22 protein-coding genes are annotated in these 19,050 nt (G+C 67.6%); 15 read left to right on the top strand and 7 right to left on the bottom strand.

The window, feature by feature from the left end; all coding sequences use genetic code 11:
• Nucleotides 1–6: 6 nt before the first annotated feature.
• A complete protein-coding gene (locus DEI95_RS02145; protein ID WP_111059238.1) occupies nucleotides 7–1,350 on the bottom strand; it encodes an MBL fold metallo-hydrolase in 1,344 nt (447 codons plus the stop codon).
• 149 nt (nucleotides 1,351–1,499) lie between these two features.
• On the opposite strand from DEI95_RS02145, the gene DEI95_RS02140 reads away from it, so the two are divergent.
• Nucleotides 1,500–2,330, top strand: a complete 831-nt coding sequence (locus DEI95_RS02140) for a helix-turn-helix domain-containing protein (RefSeq protein ID WP_181436159.1) — start codon at nucleotides 1,500–1,502, stop codon at nucleotides 2,328–2,330.
• A gap of 177 nt (nucleotides 2,331–2,507) precedes the next feature.
• Here the strand turns inward: DEI95_RS02140 and DEI95_RS02135 are convergent, their stop codons facing one another.
• Nucleotides 2,508–3,359, bottom strand: coding sequence for an MBL fold metallo-hydrolase (locus DEI95_RS02135; protein ID WP_111059236.1), 852 nt, complete (start codon nucleotides 3,357–3,359; stop codon nucleotides 2,508–2,510).
• Between the two features lie 79 nt (nucleotides 3,360–3,438).
• On the opposite strand from DEI95_RS02135, the gene DEI95_RS02130 reads away from it, so the two are divergent.
• Both DEI95_RS02130 and DEI95_RS02125 read left to right on the top strand, forming a co-directional pair.
• Nucleotides 3,439–4,044: a TetR/AcrR family transcriptional regulator gene (locus DEI95_RS02130; RefSeq protein WP_220036611.1), complete on the top strand. Its 606-nt coding sequence runs from the start codon at nucleotides 3,439–3,441 to the stop codon at nucleotides 4,042–4,044.
• Nucleotides 4,045–4,193: 149 nt separating this feature from the next.
• Nucleotides 4,194–5,507: a hypothetical protein gene (locus DEI95_RS02125; protein WP_111059234.1), complete on the top strand. Its 1,314-nt coding sequence runs from the start codon at nucleotides 4,194–4,196 to the stop codon at nucleotides 5,505–5,507.
• Between the two features lie 20 nt (nucleotides 5,508–5,527).
• Here DEI95_RS02125 and DEI95_RS02120 read toward each other — a convergent pair whose 3' ends face one another.
• Complete coding sequence (locus DEI95_RS02120; RefSeq protein ID WP_110904308.1) at nucleotides 5,528–6,343, bottom strand: helix-turn-helix transcriptional regulator; 816 nt, start codon at nucleotides 6,341–6,343, stop codon at nucleotides 5,528–5,530.
• A 158-nt stretch (nucleotides 6,344–6,501) separates the two neighbouring features.
• On the opposite strand from DEI95_RS02120, the gene DEI95_RS02115 reads away from it, so the two are divergent.
• The 4 genes from DEI95_RS02115 to DEI95_RS02105 are packed head-to-tail and all read left to right on the top strand — an operon-like array spanning nucleotide 6,502 to nucleotide 8,954.
• On the top strand, nucleotides 6,502–7,341 hold the full coding sequence (locus tag DEI95_RS02115; protein WP_111059233.1) for an SDR family oxidoreductase: 840 nt from the start codon (nucleotides 6,502–6,504) through the stop codon (nucleotides 7,339–7,341).
• Nucleotides 7,342–7,343: 2 nt separating this feature from the next.
• On the top strand, nucleotides 7,344–8,111 hold the full coding sequence (locus DEI95_RS02110; RefSeq protein WP_110904234.1) for an SDR family NAD(P)-dependent oxidoreductase: 768 nt from the start codon (nucleotides 7,344–7,346) through the stop codon (nucleotides 8,109–8,111).
• Entirely contained in the window at nucleotides 8,092–8,397 is a 306-nt protein-coding gene (locus DEI95_RS16540) for a hypothetical protein (protein WP_181436157.1), read from the top strand. Before DEI95_RS02110 ends, DEI95_RS16540 begins: the two co-directional genes overlap by 20 nt.
• Nucleotides 8,370–8,954, top strand: a complete 585-nt coding sequence (locus DEI95_RS02105) for a helix-turn-helix domain-containing protein (RefSeq protein WP_309146513.1) — start codon at nucleotides 8,370–8,372, stop codon at nucleotides 8,952–8,954. The genes DEI95_RS16540 and DEI95_RS02105 overlap by 28 nt, the downstream gene beginning before the upstream one ends.
• A gap of 213 nt (nucleotides 8,955–9,167) precedes the next feature.
• Here the strand turns inward: DEI95_RS02105 and DEI95_RS02100 are convergent, their stop codons facing one another.
• Nucleotides 9,168–9,491, bottom strand: a complete 324-nt coding sequence (locus DEI95_RS02100; RefSeq protein WP_110904232.1) for a hypothetical protein — start codon at nucleotides 9,489–9,491, stop codon at nucleotides 9,168–9,170.
• 292 nt (nucleotides 9,492–9,783) lie between these two features.
• Nucleotides 9,784–10,749, bottom strand: coding sequence for a helicase associated domain-containing protein (locus DEI95_RS02095; RefSeq protein WP_111059231.1), 966 nt, complete (start codon nucleotides 10,747–10,749; stop codon nucleotides 9,784–9,786).
• A 378-nt stretch (nucleotides 10,750–11,127) separates the two neighbouring features.
• Here DEI95_RS02095 and DEI95_RS02090 point away from each other — a divergent pair, with 378 nt between their 5' ends.
• From DEI95_RS02090 to DEI95_RS02065, 6 genes are all read left to right on the top strand, one after another.
• Nucleotides 11,128–11,763: a hypothetical protein gene (locus tag DEI95_RS02090; protein ID WP_111059230.1), complete on the top strand. Its 636-nt coding sequence runs from the start codon at nucleotides 11,128–11,130 to the stop codon at nucleotides 11,761–11,763.
• Nucleotides 11,756–12,769 (top strand): hypothetical protein, encoded by a 1,014-nt coding sequence (locus DEI95_RS02085; protein WP_146243574.1) that lies wholly within the window; start codon nucleotides 11,756–11,758, stop codon nucleotides 12,767–12,769. The genes DEI95_RS02090 and DEI95_RS02085 overlap by 8 nt, the downstream gene beginning before the upstream one ends.
• A 13-nt stretch (nucleotides 12,770–12,782) precedes the next feature.
• Nucleotides 12,783–13,061, top strand: coding sequence for a hypothetical protein (locus DEI95_RS02080; protein ID WP_146243573.1), 279 nt, complete (start codon nucleotides 12,783–12,785; stop codon nucleotides 13,059–13,061).
• A 95-nt stretch (nucleotides 13,062–13,156) separates the two neighbouring features.
• Entirely contained in the window at nucleotides 13,157–13,966 is an 810-nt protein-coding gene (locus DEI95_RS02075; protein ID WP_146243572.1) for an antitoxin VbhA family protein, read from the top strand.
• Complete coding sequence (locus tag DEI95_RS02070) at nucleotides 13,963–14,208, top strand: hypothetical protein (protein ID WP_146243571.1); 246 nt, start codon at nucleotides 13,963–13,965, stop codon at nucleotides 14,206–14,208. The genes DEI95_RS02075 and DEI95_RS02070 overlap by 4 nt, the downstream gene beginning before the upstream one ends.
• Before the next feature lie 257 nt (nucleotides 14,209–14,465).
• Entirely contained in the window at nucleotides 14,466–15,236 is a 771-nt protein-coding gene (locus DEI95_RS02065) for a hypothetical protein (RefSeq protein ID WP_146243570.1), read from the top strand.
• Between the two features lie 14 nt (nucleotides 15,237–15,250).
• On the opposite strand, the gene DEI95_RS16400 is transcribed toward DEI95_RS02065, so the two are convergent.
• Nucleotides 15,251–15,529, bottom strand: coding sequence for a hypothetical protein (locus DEI95_RS16400; RefSeq protein WP_146243569.1), 279 nt, complete (start codon nucleotides 15,527–15,529; stop codon nucleotides 15,251–15,253).
• Nucleotides 15,530–15,735: 206 nt separating this feature from the next.
• On the opposite strand from DEI95_RS16400, the gene DEI95_RS02060 reads away from it, so the two are divergent.
• Complete coding sequence (locus DEI95_RS02060) at nucleotides 15,736–16,587, top strand: DUF4062 domain-containing protein (protein WP_111059224.1); 852 nt, start codon at nucleotides 15,736–15,738, stop codon at nucleotides 16,585–16,587.
• A gap of 262 nt (nucleotides 16,588–16,849) precedes the next feature.
• Nucleotides 16,850–17,842, top strand: a complete 993-nt coding sequence (locus tag DEI95_RS02055) for a DUF4238 domain-containing protein (protein ID WP_111059223.1) — start codon at nucleotides 16,850–16,852, stop codon at nucleotides 17,840–17,842.
• Nucleotides 17,843–18,057: 215 nt separating this feature from the next.
• Here DEI95_RS02055 and DEI95_RS02050 read toward each other — a convergent pair whose 3' ends face one another.
• Entirely contained in the window at nucleotides 18,058–18,876 is an 819-nt protein-coding gene (locus DEI95_RS02050; RefSeq protein ID WP_111059222.1) for a hypothetical protein, read from the bottom strand.
• Nucleotides 18,877–19,050 lie beyond the last annotated feature (174 nt).

The raw sequence follows: 19,050 nt of genomic DNA, 5'->3' as shown, positions 1-19,050 counted from the left end.
GCGAAGTCAGTCGAGGGCGTCTTCGTCGCCGCCCGCCTGGATCGGCCCACCGGGGAGCAGGTCGGGGAACTGGGCGGGGACGATCGTCCGAGCGGGCGCGAACAACGCGACCGCCGACGCCTCCAGCGTCGAGCGGTTCCCGTGGCCCGGCCACCGGTCCGTCATGGTCGCGACGAAGGACTGTGGGTCCGCGCACGTGCCGAGCGCCATCTCGACGTCCTCGAGGTAGCTACGGAGGTCCGCGACCTGGGGGCCGGCGGCGTCCGACACTGCCTCGGGGTGGCGGTGGCCCGCGACGACCCAGGAGGGGCGCAGCGCCTCGACGACGTCGAGCGACCGCCACCACCGACGACGTGACGCCCGGTCGGTACCGACGAGCCACGGGTGCACACGGTTGTACACCAGGTCACCGCCGACCAGGGTGTCGAGGTCCCGGACGGATACGACGCTCGCGGGACGTCCGCCGACCTCGCCGAGGTCGAACAGCTGCAGCGCGTGCCCCTCCAGGTCGATGACACCGGCGGGGGCGGGGGTCGGGGCCGTGACCGTCGGCGGCAGACGTCCGGGGAACAACGTCTCCCAGCGCGATCGCAACGCCGGGCGGGTGTGCGCCTGTGCCTGCTCGGCCACGTCGGCGACCGCGGTCGCGACGGCTCCCGGGAACGCCCGGAGCACCTGCCCGAGCCCGAAGAAGTGGTCCGCCTGGCCCTGCGTCACGAGGACCGCGCGGAGGCGCTTGCCGGTCCTCCGGATCCACGCGACGAGGTCGTCGGCCTCGTCGACCGTCATGAGCGCGTCGACCAGAACCGCGTCGCGTTCGCCGGCGATGAGCGTCGCGGTCGTCGGCGACCACGTGGCAGGTCCGGTCCCGTCGAGACCGGTCCGCGCGATCGGACGGGAGCTCCCGAGCCAGACGTCCATCGTGAGCGGCGGCAGCACCTGGCCGCCAGCTGACTGCAGGCGTTCCGCGAGCCATCGCCCGACCTGCTCCCGGTCCGCCGCCGATCGGCGCGCGAGGCCCTCGGTGCTCCACGTGACGAGGCTGCCGTGCCCGTCCTGCGACACCCGGACGACGGCGTCGAGGTCGTCCTGGGCCGACCCGCCAGGAACCCGCGCACGATACGCCAGGATGCCGTCGATGCTGTCGCCGCGCCGTTCTTCGACCACGCCGAGGTCCGCCGACGCACGGCGGACCCAACGGCTCTCGTCGGGCACGAGGACCTCCGACCACCCGCCGGGGCCGACATGTGCGTCGGAGAAGTCGACGAACCGCGACCACACCTCGCTCGGCGTCTGCTCGAAGCGAGCGGTGACGGTGACGTGCGCGCGTCGTACCGGTGGACTGTCCACGGCTCTCCCTCCGGACTCGCCAGACGGTACGGGGCCGCGTGATCGCGAGGGTGTCCCTGCTCGGGACAGTCGGCACGTTCCGGTCCTGCACGTGCGCGAGGATCGTCATGGGCACCACCACACCGGTGCCGACGAGGAGAGGACCAGGCGTGGGTACACCAGCGTCACCACTCGGCGAGTACCTCCGTGCACGCCGCGCTGCCACCAGCCCCGAGGACGTCGGCGTCCGGTCGCTGACGCGGCGCCGTGTCCCCGGCCTCCGCCGCGACGAAGTCGCCCGGCTCGCCGGCATCAGCCAGGAGTACTACCTCCGCCTCGAACAGGGACGCGACCGCGCCCCGTCGGACCAGGTGTTGCAGGCCCTCGCGCGCGCGTTCCGCCTCGACGATGCGGCGGCGCAGCACATGACGCGGCTGAGCTCGGCGCAGCCCTCCGACATCGCCGCGGCCGAGGCAGCGGTGTCCACCGAAGCGATGGCCGCGATCCTCGATTCGTGGGCGAACACCCCCGCCTACATCATCAACTCCCGGCACGAGGTCGTGCTGTCGAACGCCCTCGCCAGGTGGGTGGTGCCCCTCGGTCTCGAGGTCGGCCGGAGCATCCCGGAGGTGGTCTTCACCTACCCGGAGGTGCGGGCACTGCCGACGTGGCAGGACCTCGCCGACCGCACAGCGCGCCGGATGCGCTTCTACGGCGACCCGTACGACGAGCGTCTCCACACGACGGCGGCCCGGCTCTGCGCACTGGACCCGGTGTTCCGCGACCTGTGGGAGCGCCACGAGGTCGACCCCTACTACGACGGGGACGTCCGTCCGTTCGTCGACGGGTACGGGCAGGTCCCGCTGCGCCACCAGACCTTCGTCGTGCCGAACACCCCCGGTTACCTGCTCTGCGCGTACCACGCGGTCCCGGGATCGGTGAGCGCCGAGGCGCTCGCGCACCTCGGTCGTCGCATCGCGAGCGAGACCGCGTACGCCTGATCGGCCGGTCGTCGGACGGGAGGTGCGTGGCGGCGCCGCGACGCGCCTCCCGTCAGTCGCTCAGTCCTCTCCGAGGGTCCGCTGCATCCGGCTGGTCCGTGCGGCCGTGGCCGCAAGCGAGACGGCCGCCGCCGGGACGATCTGGTCGAACCTGTGGAGGCCGCCTTGACCACACGGTCAACGGGACACGGCGTCAACCCACGTGTCGTCGGCGGCGATCATGCCGAAGGTGGGGGCGGTGAGGTGAGCGGGAGCGATCACGATGTCCTCCGCCTTCGCGCGCGCGAAGAGGGCGGCACGGGCGGCGCTGGCCCCGGTCCGGTCCACATCTGTCATGAAGTGGACGTCACGGTCCGCGAGCTGCACCGGGAGTTCGATGAGGTCGCCCGTGAAGACGATCCGCTGCCCCTGGGATTCGATCTCGATCGCCCGGTGTCCCGGCGTGTGACCGGGAGTGTGGGTTGCGGTGACGCCGGTCAGGAGTTCGTCCGAGGCGGGCGAGAAGGGCCGGAGTATCCCGGCTGCAGCCGCCGCGCCCATGAGGGGCCGGATCGGGTCGTTCTCAGGAGCTCCGTCCACGAGTGTGGGCCAGTCCTCGGCGCCGTAGTGGATCTCCGCGTTGGGGAAAAAGGGCGCACCGTCGTGCATGACCCATCCGACGTGGTCGAGGTGGAGGTGCGTGACGAACACCTTCGTGATCTCGTCCGGTGTCACGCCGACGGCCGCGAGGGAGTCGGGGAGCGACCCGGCTGCAGCCAGGTGGGTGGGAGGCGCGTCCAACCCGTTGAGGGTTGCGAGTTCGGGTGGGAACGGTATCGACATCACACCGGCGCCGGCGTCGATGAGGAATGTGCCCGTAGGTCCTTGCACGAGGTGTGCACCGATGCGGATCCGATGCGTCCCCGAAGCGTCGAGCAGTTCCGGGTACCGCGAGAAGTCCGCGCCGGGATAGGCAGAGGGCGGTAGATGCGACTCACCGTCAACGAGAGCCGAGACGGTGTACTCACCGATCGTGATCGTGTCGGTCATGGGGATCTCCTTGCATCGGATGACTAGGTGGCAGTGACTGCCACTATGGCAGTCAATGACCGTACTCTACGATGGCCGGATGCAGAAGGACGAAGCGCGACCCAAGGGAGTCCGAGAGCGGATGCGCGAGACGATCCGCGCGGAGCTGACCGACGCTGCCGTACGCCTCGTTCGTGAGGTCGGCTACGCCGCGACCACGGTCAGCGCGATCGCCGCCGCCGTCGGGGTGTCGGAGCGGACGTTCTTCCGCTACTTCCCGTCGAAGGAGGACGCCGTGCTGCAGGCGACCGAATCCCTTGGGTCCGCCGTTGCGGACGCACTCGCGAGTAGGCCAGCGGACGAGGCCGGCCTGGCAGCGGTCCGCGCTGCGTTCGACGTGGCTGTCGACTCCGTGCGGGCAGAGCCCGATCGATGGGCGCTCATCATCGGCTTGGGGCAGACGGAACCCGCTCTCCGCCGACGACATCTCCAGCAGCAAGACCTGTGGGTCGACGCACTGGTTGCCGCCGCGGAACAACGAGCCGTTGACGGCGGAGGTGCGACCCCTAGCCGCTTGCAGTGCGGGGTGATGATGCTCGCGTGGGAGCGTGCGCTTGTCACCTGCTACGAGCGGAAGGACTTCAGCGGAGTCGGCGAAGAATTCGACGTGGCCGTCGTCGAGGTGCGCACCTTCATCAACGGGTGAACGAGCGCGTCCCTCGCAGCGGTCGCGGCGTGGAGCGGCTGACGACTCACTCGATCGTGTCCCCGGCTGGGACACGTGCGCTCGGTCCGCCGCTTCGTACCGTGCTGGTGCTGGGAACGAGTCCCCGCACCGAACGCACGGGAGCGTACGTGGACGACAACACACACCTCGGTGACAGGGCCGCGCACGAGCAGGTACCGGTGCCGCCCGACGCGCTGCTCCGTCCGCTCGGAGCGCTCGAGCGGATGTACCACCGGTTCTCCGAACTACACCCGATGCAGTTCGTGGTCGCGGCGCACTTCCGCGGCACCATCGACGCGACCGGACTCCACGACGCTCTGGCGACCCTGCAGCAACACCACCCGTCGTTCGCCGCTCGAGTCGTGGAGTCAGAGTCGGGACCCGCGATCGCCACGACCGACGAGCCGATCCCGGTCCGGAGTGCAGCGCCCGGCGCCGCCTGGGAAGCGGAAGCAGCACGGGAACTGGCTGACGCGTTCACCCTGCGACCAGGTGCGCCGACCGTCCGCGCCGTGCTGATCAGCGACGACGACGGGTCGGATCGTGGCGCCACGGTGCTGCTGACGTTCGTCCACTCCCTCGCGGACGGGCTCTCCGGTGCACTGCTCCTCGGCGACCTGGCTCGCGCGCTCAGCGGCGAGCAACTCGGGCCGGGGACGACATCGGAGTCCCGCGAGACCGCGCTGACGCGGGTGCCCGCCGTCGACGCCGTCGTCCGGCTCGGTCCCCCCGACGGTCCACCTCCGCTCGCCCACGAGGAACTGCGGGCCCTCCCGGTGTTCCGACCGTTCGACGGCCGTCGACCTGCTGTGTACGCGCAGACCCTCGACGAGACGACGACTGCCGGACTGCTGGGTGCGGCCCACAGGCACGGGACGACGCTGCACGGCGCACTCATCGCCGCAGCTGGTCGCGCGGCGACCCGCACCCGAGGCATCGACTTCGTGCGGACGATGAGCCCGATCAGCTTGCTGCCGTTCGTCGGGACCGCAGACGGTCCAGGCGTGTTCATCGCCGTCGCCCGTACGGGAGGCCGAACCGGTTCCCGAGACTCCTTCTGGGCCGAGGCCCGCGATCACGTCGCCGCGCTCGCCCCGGCGCGCAGTGCTGCCGGGGTCGGACGATCAGTGGCCGCCATCGGCGCTGCCATGGACGCCGGTGTGACCGCTGCCCGAGCCGAGGCCTTCATGGCACGTGGGGCGCTCGGTCTCGACGTGGTCGTGAGCAACCTCGGCGTGCTCCGCTTCCCGGTCGGCGGGGAGGTGCAGGTCGACGCCTTCTGGGGGCCCCTGGTGCTCACGCAGGTCGACGGAGAACAGATGCTCGGAGCTGCGACCACCGCAGGACGCCTCGCGCTGGTCGCCACGGGCTACGACATGTCGCCCGACTTCCTGCCAGCCGTCGTCACAGCACTCCGGGCTGCCATCGACGACGGACGATGACGGGCGGGATCAGCCGTCGCTCACGTGAGTGACGACAACAGTGCGAGCTTGTCCGCGTCGGGTGTTCCCGGTGCAGCGTGGTACATCACGACGACCAGCCCGGCGCTGCCGACGACCGCGAGCTTCTCACGGTGGAGGGTCAGGTCACCGACCTGGCGATTGTGGACGACCCCGCTCGGGCTACCGGTGACGCTGACGTCGTGTCTGGCCCAAAGCTGCCGGAAGCGTTCGCTCTTCATCGACAGCTCGCCGATCAACGCCTGGAACTGCGGATCGTCCTCCTCAGCGCCAGTGTCGGCGCGCAACTGCGCGACGACACTGGCCGTGTTCTGGTTCCAGTCCGGGTGCGACGTCCGGGCCTCCTCGTCGGTGAAGAGCGACACCAACCGGTTGGCGCCCACGATCAGGGTCGGTTCGAGCACGTTCGCCAGACGGTTCACCGCGAGGACGTCGCGGTAGCGGTTCATCACGAACGCCGGCACGTTCACCGTGTCGACGAGCATGCGGACACCATCCGGCACCCGCTCCGGCCGGCGACGTCGCAGCGGCCGGCGTTCCGGCCGGGAGCGAGCGAGTTCTGCGACGTGGGCACGGCTCTCCTCGTCCAGCTGCAACGCGGACGCGATCGCGTCTACCACCTGGTCAGACGGGTGCTGGTCGCGTCCCTGTTCGAGACGGAGGTAGTACTCACTGCTGATGCCCGCGAGCATCGCGACCTCCTCACGGCGCAGCCCCGGCACACGCCGGCGCTCCCCCCGCTGGAGTCCGACGTCCTCGGGACGGAGCAGCTCTCGACGTGCCCGGAGGAAGTCGGCGAGGGGCTTGTGCGTGTCCACGACCACGAGCGTACGCAGCGCGGCGACGCCGCAGGATGCTCATCCTGTCCCTCTCGCTACTGGTGTGAGCACGGCCTTCCTGACGACGGTCCACGGATCGAGCATGGCTCTCAGCACCGGCCACACCGGTCGGTGCCCATCCCGAAAGGACGACCTCCATGCCTCAGCGCACCTGGTTCATCACCGGTTCCACCAGCGGTTTCGGACGACTCATGACCGAGCAGCTCCTCGAGCGCGGCGACCGCGTGGCTGCCACCGCCCGCGACACGGCATCGCTCGGCGACCTCGCGGAGCGGTACGGCGACCGCATCTGGCTCGCGCAGCTCGACGTCACCGACACTGCCCAGATCCGCGACGTCGTCGAGCGGGCCTTCCAGGACCTCGGCACCGTCGACGTCATCGTCAACAACGCCGGGTACGGACTCTTCGGTGCTGCCGAGGAACTCACGGACGAACTCATCGAGCACCAGCTCGGCACGAACCTCGTCGGCCCGATCCAGATCCTCCGCGCCGCGGTACCGCACCTGCGCGCACAGGGCGGCGGCCGCATCATCCAGGTCTCGACCTACGGCGGCCAGGCCACGAACCCCGGCGCGTCGCTCTACCACGCCAGCAAGTGGGGGGTCGAGGGGTTCATGGAGGCCAATGCGAAGGACCTCGCGCCCTTCGGCATCGGGGTGACCATCGTCGAGCCGGGCAGTGCAGCGACCGGTTTCCGCGTCGGGAGTTCCCGACTGCCCGAGCCCATGGCCGCCTACGACGGCACGCCCGCTGCGATGAGCCGCGGCATCCAGAACCCCGCACTGCCGTCCGTCAGCGACCCCGCGAAGGTGGCCGCGGCGATCATCGGCTCCGTGGACCAGGAGCCGGCACCCCTCCGCCTGGTCACCGGCAGCGACTCGCAGAAGGTCATCGCGGATGCACTCCGGGAGCGCCTCGCGGACATCGAGGCGCAGAAGGAGACCGCCGCGTCGACCGACCTGCCAAAGGAGGCGTGAGCATGCGCGACGCGGCTCCCCGTGGGACGGCCGTCGTCACCGGCGGCTCGCAGGGCATCGGTCTCGCGATCGCGACGACGCTGCGCGATCAAGGGTGGCGCGTCGCGATCCTCGGCCGGACGGAGTCCACGGGCCGGGCCGCTGCCGAGCAGCTCGGCCCGGAGCACCGCTTCGTGCAGTGCGACGTCGCCGACGAGCGACGCATCCCGGACGCCTTCGCCGAGGTGGAGCGCGAGATGGGACCCGTCGACGTCCTCGTGAACAACGCCGGCGTCGGTCGCGCAGCCACCGTCGAGCACCTCCGCAGCGCCGACTGGGATGCGTTGATGGCCGTCGACCTCAAGGCCGCGTGGCTGTGCGTCCAGGCGGCCCTCCCCGGGATGCGCTCCCGCGGGGGCGGAGCCGTCGTCAACATCGCCTCGATCCACGCTCACCTGACGAGGAAGGGGCTCTTCCCGTACGCCGCCGCGAAGGCCGGGATGCTCGGACTCACCCGGTCGATGGCCCTCGACCTCGCGGATGACGGGATCCGCGTGAACGCGGTCTGCCCGGGCTACGTGCGCACACCGCCGATGATCGCCCAGTACCAGGCGATGGAGGACCCGGAGGAAGCGTGGAACCACCTCCAGCGCATCCATCCGCTGGGACGCATCGGCGAACCGGAGGAGGTCGCCGCCGTGGTGGCGTTCCTCGCTTCGTCGGAGGCGGGGTTCGTCACCGGTGCCACATGGGACGTGGACGGAGGGCTCGGTGCCCGCTTCGCCTCCTGACCGTCCGGCGCTCTTCGTGGTGCAGTACCGGTGGCCGCTCAGCCGGGACGCCGACGTCCGGGCCGCCTACGCGACCCACCGAGCCGACGTCGATCGCCTCGGCAGGGACGGGGGCCTCTGGATGATCGGCACGTTGCCGGCGGTGGAGGGGTGGTCGTGCGCGATGGCCGTGTTCCGGAGCGAACCGGCCGCGCGTGCGTTCCGGGACGAGGACCCGTTGTTCACCGCAGGACTCGCGACGCCCTCGCCGGTGCAGTCGTGGAGCCCGCTCACCTTCCAGCGGTGACCGGCCCCGGCGGCGAGCTCCGCGCGGACGCGCGGCGAAACCGACAGTTGATACTCCAGGCGGCGCGTAGGTGCTTCGCAGAGCGAGGTACGACGGTGCCGCTCGCGGACATCGCACGTGCAGCAGGCGTCGGTGTAGCAACGGTGCACCGCCATTTCGGTGGGAGGCCCGGGATCCTCAACGAGGTGGCGACCGCTCAGGCCCGGGATCTCACCACCGTCAGTACGCGCGCCGCGCGGGAAGCCGACCCGGGCACCGCGCTCTGCGCGCTGCTCCTCGGACTCTTCGAGCTCCGGGAATCCGACAGGACGATCACGGACGCGATGACACGGTGCAGCCCGACCTGTTCCGATGTCGACCTCGATCGCTTCGATGCCGACGTCCATCTGGTCATCGATCGAGCGAGGGCCGCCGGGCTCGTGTCGGACGACTTCGACCGCCGCGACGTCCTGTCGCTCACCATCATGGTCGGCGCCGTGGCCGACGGTCTGCACACGACCGACAGCGATGCTCCGCAACGCGCATCAACCCTATTGCTTCGTGGTGTGTTCGGGTGAGCGCCGTCTCTCGAGTCGAGTCGGAGAGGGTGATCCCCGAATCGAGCGGGCGTCGGCGCTCAAGGGTTGCGGAGCTGACGATGAGGAGGAGGCAAGTTCGACAAGCTGCCACCAGGACGCCAAGCACAATTTTGAAGAGCGTGCGGGGTGAGCGTGGAAGGCGACACGAGGACGGCGCTCCACGACGTGAAGCGAAGAAAGCGACCGGGGAGATCAGCGCGCCGGGAGCCGAGTGCTGAGAACAACATGCTCGTCCTCGTCGACGTCCCAAAGCATGGTGGCGGAATGTCCGGCGGCCTGCTCGTAGGCGAACAGGAGGACCGCGTCGGCGGCAGTGCGGCACCACCGCATGTAGGCAGCAGCGAAGATGGCGTCGTCGGGGTCGGGCAGGACGGGGTCGCTTTCGAAACGGTCGCGGTTCTCCGTCAGGGCCTCGGCGCTCGTGGTCCCGGTGTGCCAGAGCATGTCGGCGAGATGTTGCGTCAGGGTGACAGCCAGTGGGCTGTCAGCCGCCGCGGTCCTGGTGGTGTTCGTCATCGTGTCTCCTTCATTTGGTTGATAAGCGGCGCATGAGTTGCGCTTCGGCCCATGAAGTCTGCGTCCCGGAATCTCAAGTCGACCGGGTGATGGTGGGGGATCGGGCAGGCCTGAACAGTCGGTAGGTGAGCGTCTCTACCTGAATCGGGTCCGCAGACAGCGCGATCACGCCCCCGCGCCGTACCTCATTTCGGTCCAGACCCCGCTCGTTAGTACCAACCCAAAGATCCTCACCGGGATCAGGGTCCATACCTGAGCGAGGTGGCGCTAGCGCCATGCTGAGCCGGTCGGCTCACCGCTCTGACTCGAGCCAATGCTCGAGCGCGGTTTGCTGTTCTCGGAAGGCGCTGTTCCTTCGAGAGGGTCGTGCCCATCTCCACCATTCCTGCGCTTCGAGTGCTGCCAACCGCTCGTCGCTCAGCAGCCCGCGCTTGTAGTCCAGCACACGCCGATCAATCCATCTGCGGAGCTGCGGTGGGAGGGGCTCGTCTAAGCCATGCTCCCGAGCGTGCGCTTCGAGCTCTGCCAGTCGCGCTGAGAAGGTGTCGTTCTTCCAGGATGCGTCCCAGCACCAGCCCGGCAGTTGTTCGAGCAGCTGAATACGTTCGGGTGCTAGTCGGCCACGTCGCTGGCGCTGTCGCTGGGCTTGCACCCACTCCCCAATGCGCTGGCCGCAGGGGGCGACAACTCGGCGGGAGAGGTCGGCGGTGCCGTGATCGGACACCCACTGCAGGAGGACTTCGTACGTCTCGTGCCACGGACTCGGCCTGGGCGTCTGCTCCCAGGACCAGTGCGGCACCGCTTCGAGTACCGCGATTCGCCGAGACGAAAGATCCCCCGCGCGATAGTGAGCGCGTTGCCTTCGAACCCAGTCACCCAGACCCGAATCATCTGGCTCTCGGCTGTGATACGGCACGGCAGTGTGACCGTGAGAGTTAGCGAACGCGATCAGCGACGCCATGTGCGCAAGCGGATTCTCGGACGGCGCGATGCTGCCGTCCGCGCGTGTCCCGCGGTTCTGCTTTGACGCGTGCCAGAGCCACCCAGGGCGCGCCTCCAGCGCTGCGATCGACGAGGCTTCCAGGCGCCCGGACCGGTACCGCCACCGCATGTGCTTCACCCACCGGCCGAGCCGCTGACCAGACTCATCTTCGAAGAGCTGCGGTACCGCAGCATGCCCATGCTGGTCCACAAACCGATCGAGACGCTCCAGCCACTTCTCAATTCGCTTCACCGCTGCGTCATCGCTACGGGTCATGCGGTCCGCCAGCCGTTGATCCCAAGGGCCCGCTGACCGTGCGCGGTCGGGCTTACAAGTTCAAAGCCTGGGCACGCACCGCGTCTCGTCGCGACTGCGCCTAACGCGCCGGTTTTTGTCTGTTTGACTAATACCTCGGCTTTCACGAACCAATTGTACGGAAGCCGTGAAGGCAAGGGAGGCCAGTCACACGACCGAACCGCGTCCTTGCCAACTTTCCTGTTTTTGGACCCGGGCACCGGTGAAACGGTTCCCTCATGTGAAGCGCTCTCCTAGCGTGCAAAGCATGCTCCATACCGCGCTTCACCCCGACGGTGCTGCCACCGTTTCGGCTCGACGCTCCTGCAACACAGGGGCCGCCCGAAAGAAGGCCAACAGATGAGCGAGGCCTCCGACCAGTTGGGGCTGAACTTCACGCAGCATCGGCAGCTCGCCGCAATGCGCGGCATGGCGCGCATCCCGTTGTCGGACCTGCGCGACCAGAGTTCCACGGACCTGACGGCCCTCTACGCTGACGTCCAGGATGGTCAAGCGCTCATCCCCGGTCTGAAGATGGGGGTCGGGGCGCTCATCGTGCAGCGTTGGGATCCCGCCTACGCGGCCAACGGTTGGACCCTCTACGGGGCGGAGCTCACCCTCGACATGGGGCACCCGTTCGGGTCGATATTCTACCGTAACGACGAGGACGGCCGCGTGCTCAGGGTCGGGGTGAAGTGGCATCCGCCGGTGCAGCAGCTCGAGTTCCCTGCCCTGCACCCGACGAAGCCGGAGCTCACGTCTGACTGCACGGCTGAGGAGGTCGCCGCGGTCGTGTTGGACGCGCGGAGTCGGATCGGGACTCTTGTCGCGGTCAACGCGCAGATCGGGTCGTTCGTCGCCACCGAGGAGTCCGAGAACGCGATCCTCGACGCGTCCGGGCTCGGGCTCGAGCGGCTCTCCGAAGACGACCCGCGGCTCGCTGGCCGCGATGCGCCTCGGCAGCCAAGGCCGGGCGGGGGCGGCGTTGATGAGTGATCGGCAGTGGGTGCAGGACATCCGGCATCAGCAGACGATCCTGTCGTTGCCGTTCGGGCTCGGATGGACGATCGACATCACGCAGACGTTGGTCGCGTTAGCGGCTGCGGGGATGCCCGCTCGTGTGGAGGCGTTCGACCGGCTCCGGTTCGAGGACGGCCGGTCCGGGTTCCTGTCCACCCCGAACCCGACCGCGACAATCAACGACGACGGCACACCAGCCGAACGGACCGAGGACCTCATCGTTATCCCCGGCGGTTCCGAAGGCGGCGTGCTCTCGCTCGCCCGCCGGTACCCGGATCTGGTGGTCGTGAACGGGAAGCGGCAACGTGTCTGGGCGAACGGCAAGCAGGTGCACGGGTCGTCGATGGAGCGGGATGCGACACCTGGCTGGCGGACCGTGTTTGCAATCGCCCGCACCATCGCTCTGCACGGCGGCGGCACGCGCGCTATCGCGGACCGCATCGGCATCTCACTCGACGACGTGCGTGCCGCGATGCCCGCTCTCGGGACGCATGTGTTCCACACGCCGATTGGATGGGAGACCAGGGACCGGCCTGCGCTGGTCGACTGGGCCTTGGCGGCGTACCCGGGTTACGGCGGGGTCCGCACCTGCTGGCGCCGCGACATCACCATCGACGAGCAAGCAGATCAGCTCATCAGCCTGGGTGGGGTGATGTCGGACCGGTGGGCGGCGCAGCAGTCCGGCGTCTTCGTCCCACCGGACCGGCTGACGGCGTTCTTCGCCCAGCACCCCGACATGACCGCGCTCGGCTACGAGCCCGCCACAGTGAATGAGGCGACGGTGTCGGTCGTCATCCCACAGGACACCACCGTCCTCACCGGCGCGGAGGGGTGCTGCACGGACGACTTCATCACCGCGCACGTCCTCTACGAAGACAGCTGGGTCACCGCGAACACGGATGCGGTGAACGGGCTCCGGCAGCTGCTGCACTTCCGGTCCGACCTCGCCCATGACCTCCGCTGGCACCCCGGCAGCGGCTGACGAGAGCCCGCAGATGACCTTGCAGTTGCTGTCGTTGACGTTGGCGTACGACGACACCCGGTTCTTCGGCTCCGTCATGTTCACCGACCCGAACCATCCCGACGACAAGCCGGCCACGGTCCTCATCGACCACGCCGACGAATCGCCCTGGTTCCGCCTCACCAACGTCGACCCGGACGGTCAGGCTCCGGCGGTTCCGGCGATGGTCGAAGCGGACCGCATCATGCGGTTCCTCCTCGGCTACGCACCAGAACGCATCGGCCGCACCACGGCCGACTTCCCGCAGCCCTGACCCTGCCCCGCTCACGCCCATTGCTTTGGAGGTAGTTGCTGATGATGCGTCTGGTGTCCCTGCACCTGTCGAACGACCGGGTCCTCTGGGGGCACGTGCTCCTCGAGGACACCGAGAACCCGGATGCGCACCTGGCGCAGATCCTCGTCCGCCCAATCGACAAGGAGCCCGGGTTTGAGCTCTACGACAGGACCAACACGGTCCTGTCGGACTTCAGTGTGCCGGCGGTGCGGGAAGCGAACCGCATCGTGCAGACCCTCCTCATCCCCGCCTCCGAGATCGCGAAGCGGGAGAAAGCCGTCCGAGCGGTCATCCACTCCGGCTACTTGGAAGGGTTCCCGGATGACATGCCGTGGCAGTCGCAGCTGTGGATGTACGCCCGCGGTGAAGTCACCCGCGAGCAGCTGTCCGCGTACGCCGACGAAGGCCGACAAATCCCACGCGCACCCGGACACTCCGCGGTCGGACCGGCAGAAGTTCCTGAGGACTGGTGGCAGACCACCCAGGCGCGCATCCGCCGGCACCTCCTCGACACGACCCTCACCGAGCCAGAAGTCGCAGCCGCGTTGCAGATCAGCATCGACGAGGTGGGTGAGCTGTTCGACTCGTGCCGGCTGACGAGCTTCGACCTCGACGGCGAAGAACGCATCCCCGACTGGCAACTCGTCAAGCCCGCCCTCCCCAAGTTCGGCGACCCATCCTCACTGCTGCCAGGCCTGGACGTCCTCTACGCAGCAGCACCACAACCGCTCCTCGATGCCGCGGCGATGACGGAGTTCATGACCACGCCCCTGGACTCCCTTGCAGTCGACGACCGGGTTCTGACGCCGCTGGACTGGATGCGGGAAGGCCGGCCTCTGACGACGATCATCGCTCTGTTCCGCGGACGACGGTGGCGGCCTTGACCCGCCGGCCCGACCTGTTCCTTCTCAGCGTCGCTTACGACGTCACCGGCGTGCACGGGCACGTCTTCTTCCGCGACCCACCCAGCACCGAGCTGCGGCAGGTCCTCATCCGAAGCACCGACACCGGCAACATCTGCGAACCAGCACACGGCGACACCCGCGACGGCTGGGAACCGTTCCTTGAAGAGACCCGCTGGCTCATCGCCCTCACCCAACCCGACACTTCGGAGGGCCGCAACTGATGGGGGCCGGGCTTGAATGGGTCGCAGCCGCATACGCGGGCCGGCCGCAGATCACGCTGCCGTACGGGCTTGGCGACACCATTGACCTCACGGACACCCTCTCGGTCCTGAAGCTCGCTGGGCTTCGCGCGGTCGTGGAGGCGCACGACACGATCCGCCTCGCCGACGGCCGACGCGCACGCTTCCCAACACTCACCCAACGCCCCCGCGACGACGACACGACTGATGCTGAACTGCTCCTCCTGGCACCTCGGACCGTGACCGCGACGCAGATAGCGCTCGCAGAGCAGACCGCGTCGGTGCTGCTGGTCGACGTCGACCGACGCCGCGTCTGGATCAACGGCAGACAAGCACTCGGGACAAAGGAACGGTGGAAGGACGCCGCCCCCATCTACGTCACCTTCGCCGTCGCCCGCATGCTCGCCGTCAACGGCGCCACCTTCGACCGGCTCGTCCGGGCCGGTCTAACTGCCGGGCAGGTGGACGACGGGCTCGCACGCCTCGGGAGACGCGTGCATCGCACCGACATCGGGTGGGAGTCGCGGCAGGTGGGTGGGCTCGTGGACTTCGTGATCGCGTGTTACCCAGGACCAGGCGGTGTGAGGAACCGGTGGACGTCCGACCTGCCGCTGGTCGAGCAGGCGGAGCGGCTCATCAACGCGGGCTGTCGCATCTCCGGCCGCGCCATCTCCGACCGCCCCGGCTACCCCGCAATCAGCAAGCGCGAGATGCCGTACCGGGTCGTCGCGTTCACCGAGCAGGAAGTCGACATGGCCGCGCTCGGCTTCGAACCCGACACGATCGGCTTCGCCGGCACCGAACTCATCCGCCCCGCCGACCCCACCATCTTCCTCACCGCGGCCGCCGCCGGCTACACGGACCGCACCGACGACATCATCAGCGCGAACACGCTCCTCCGCGCCGACTACCGCAACGCCGACGACACGGCATCCCTCGACGAGGTGCGGAACAGGCTGCAGTTCCTCGCCGACACCGGCTACGACCTCCGCCACAACCTGCCCAGCTGAAGGACGCTAGTCAATCACGATGGCGTCGCACCAACCTGCTGTCGGTGCTTCACCGAACTGCGCCAGAGCCAGGCCGCCAGCTTGGTTTCACCGCGCCCGGCTTCTACCCAGACCGCGTCTCGCGTAAGGCGATACGCCTGGGCGTCACTTCGACGAATCAGACGATCGGGCAGCTGGAACCACGCATGCACCGGCAACGGCTCCGACAGGTCACGCACCTCCGTACCGCGAGCATCCTCCTCGAGCGAGAACGGCGAACCGGGCACCCAACGATCCGAACGACGACGACCCATGACCGCGACAGTAGGAGCCGGCACCGACGTTCTCATACCGGGCCCTCATCGAGAACCTCACCGGACCAGTCATCTGAGACAGAAGACATCATGGTGCGAGCAGGTAACGCTGGCAGGTCCGCTCAAGGACCGGGTAACGGACATCACCTAAGCACCGGTAGCTGGAGCTCGCCGTCAGCGTCGGAGGCCGGCGGTAGATTGCGGCCATGACCTATGTGGCCACCGTCCTCCGAGTGATGATTGCTTCGCCATCCGATGTGAATGAAGCCCGAGATGCAGTTGAACGCGCCATTCATAGCTGGAACGACGCTAACTCTGAAAACAAAGCGGTCATCCTGCAGCCGTGGCGGTGGGAAACCTCGGCAGTTCCCGTCCTTGGAGGGCACCCCCAACGCCTCATCAACTCTCAAGGCGTTGACAAATCAGATGTGGTCTTCGCGATGTTCGCTGGACGGATGGGGTCCGCGACGCCAGACGCCATCTCAGGCACCGCAGAGGAGATCGACCGAGCGCTCGAGGCAGGGAAGCCAGTGCACCTCTACTTCTCAACCGCTGACCTGCCCTCGAACGTCGACATCGATCAGCTCGAAGCTGTTCGTGCCTTCCGGAGCGACATGCTAACTAGAGGGCTGCTCGGCGAGTACAGCAACGTCAGCCAGCTCGAGCACGAGGTTTGGAAGGCGATCGAGCACGACATCGCAGCGATGTCGATCAGTCAGTCTCCGCAGGTAACCAATCCGACGGCGATCGACTTCCTCGTTCAACCAAAACAAGAGCGTGATGTCACCTACGACAGCAAGGGCAAGCCGAAGAACCGGACGCGTCACTGGATCGAGGTAACCAACACGGGAACGGCGGACGCGGAGGGCGTTCGGTTCGCTTCGGTTGGCCAACCGACCTCCCTGCACCTTGCGGCATCAGAAGATGCAACCGTCATCCACCATGGGCAGACACGACGCATCAACACGCTGTACACGATGGGCGGTGGAGAGAGCATTCTCCGAGTCTCTTGGGTCGACGGCGATGGGGAGCACTCCAAAGACTTCCACGTCGACTGAGCCATCGCTTACCGAGACGACACGAGCTTTAGGGTGAGGCCTGAGATCGTGCGGGGTCGAGCTGAGCTTCCGACCCTTACCTGTCAGGTTGGAGTCTGAGACCACCAGTCGTCGGCATCAGAGAAGGTCGAACCAGAGCCTATTCGGACGCGAGTCGAGGCCAACGTTTGACGTCAAGTTGGGGTGTACTTCAGCCGGACGTGCCAGGTGCTGCCACCATGATCATGCAAGGCCTGTCGGTGCTACCGGGCAGCATGGGCAAATGTCCTCGGTTCCCCCCGCTCGACGGCACCACACCGTCCCGCAGTTCTACCTCCGCGGGTTCGCGGATGGTGAGACACTTCGCACTATCGCTTTGCCTGGCAAACGCCGGTACCGACAGTCAGTCCGCGATGCATCCGTTGAGACGGACTTCTACGCTCTCCCCGGTCATCCCGAGGGCGACGATGTCTTGGAGCGAGCCTTGTCCGAGGTTGAGGGAGCGGCTGCTGCCGTGCTGCGTCTCATCGTGGAGGGCTGTTGGCCACTCGACGTCGCAGATCGCACTTCCCTGGGGTACTTCATCGCGCTGCAGTCGACTCGCACACAGGTGAATAGGAGAACGGCGGACTCGCTCGCAGCTTTCGCCGCCCGGCTCGAAATCGGCTTCGGAGGTCGAGAACGATTCAAGGCTCGACTAGAGCGCGACGGTCGGACCGTGCCCGACGAAGAGGTGCAGCAGCTGTGGGATGAAGCCATGCGTCCCGAGGGACCTCCCGTACAAGTCAGCCATGGCGAGTTCGCCGAACAGATGTTGAAGACGGCCGACGGACTTCTGAAGTACCTAATCGGACGGCCATGGACGTTGGTCCGATTCGACCGTCGGTCGCTCATCACCTCAGACTCCCCTGTGAGCTTGGTCGCACAGCCTGATGCCAACGAGTGGGAAGGGGTCGGGTATATGACCGCTTGGGGCATCATGATGCCCCTGACGCGGAAGCTTGGACTCATCATGGGAGACCCGACGCCATTCCACGGTCGGGTGCCCGTCGAAGAGGTGCACCAGGGGCTGTGGGACAGCTTCATCCCGGTCGGGACCACCGCGTACGAACGCTTCTTCAACGAACACACGATCGGACACTCGAGCCAATGGCTCTACTGTCACCCTGGCGATGAGCACCGCGTCCCGGACGATCTACCGGAACCCCGTCTCGTGAACATGCACATCCAGAACGACCCTTGGAAGTTCAACGGCGAACCGAACGGCGTTGTTTGATCCCGACACGACCCGCTGCGCCGGCGCCCCCTCGGCAAGCCAGCGTAGACAAGAACATGCGAGACAGCGCGAACAGTCACAGACCGTTCATCGGCGCAGGTCGCCGCGGATCGCGTCCGAGTGCCTAAGTGGCCGGTTGACGATCAGCTATCGAGACTGGCGTGCCCGCCGCTTGGCTAGTGTGTTCGGGTGCCGATCGTTGGAGGCCGCGCAGTTCACGGTCGGCCAGGCGAACCAGCCGACGGACGGTCCCCTGCCATCGCACCATCGCCCGATTCGGGCGGGACGTCCTCGTCCGCGATGTACCGGATCACCCGTTCAGCGAGGCGAGTGAGCTTGTACCACTCGTAGATGGTGACCTCGCGGTTGGCGATGCTGCCGTCGTCGCCCATTTCGTCGCTGTCCAGCTCCGGTTGCTGGTCCACAAACACCAGGCCGAGCGCTGACAGCTCTGCTGTCAACGCGCGAACTTGCGGTTCGTACGCGTGCGCGTACCGCTTGCCGGAGAAGGCCGCCGCCGCGGTCGACAACGCGACCTGACCTCGCGGGTTCCGTTTCGTCGTGTCGTCGTGAAGTACTCGGAGCAGCTTCACGTGTGTCTCATTCAGCCGATCGAGAACCCGGAGCTCGGTTTCGCTGTTGACGGTTTCGGCAGCGGCTCCGGCAACCAGCGCCCGCCGCAGTCGTGCTCGCCGTTGCGCGTTTTTCGTCTCGGAGCTGCGTTGCAGCACGAACTGCAGGTCGGCGAGGAAACTCTCGGACTGCACGGTCTCATCAGGGTTCTGGATTCGGCCATCCCTGATTGCCGCGTCGAGATCTGCGCGTACATCGTCGACATCGCGGCGGAGGCGACGCATCTGCGCAGATCCCGCGGCGACTTGCACACCGGCGGCGAGGAACGGACCCAGCACCGGGATCGCGCTGGCAAGCGCTTGCAAACTCGCCGCGGCGATGTCCTCGACACTGTCCGTCCGGCGCGCGCGGCGCCGCTCAAGCTCGCCGCCGTCGGATGCCGCGTCAGGTGTCTCGTTCATGCAGTCCCTTCAAGATGCGAACGGTGGACGCCTCAGCCCATGGGGTGTCTGAGCTGTCGATGACCGCCGAGCGCCAGCGGTTCGAGCGGAGTGGCCGCAAACTGACGCGGCCGCTCTCTGAGGAGACCGTTGGTGCGACTTCCGTTTCCCTCCTCCTCCCCGCGCAACTCGTTG

The sequence above is a fragment of the Curtobacterium sp. MCBD17_008 genome (genome assembly GCF_003234475.1).
Lineage (GTDB): Bacteria > Actinomycetota > Actinomycetes > Actinomycetales > Microbacteriaceae > Curtobacterium.
The sequence above is the reverse complement of the archived record's forward strand: the minus strand, read 5'-3'. Positions and strand labels throughout refer to the sequence as shown.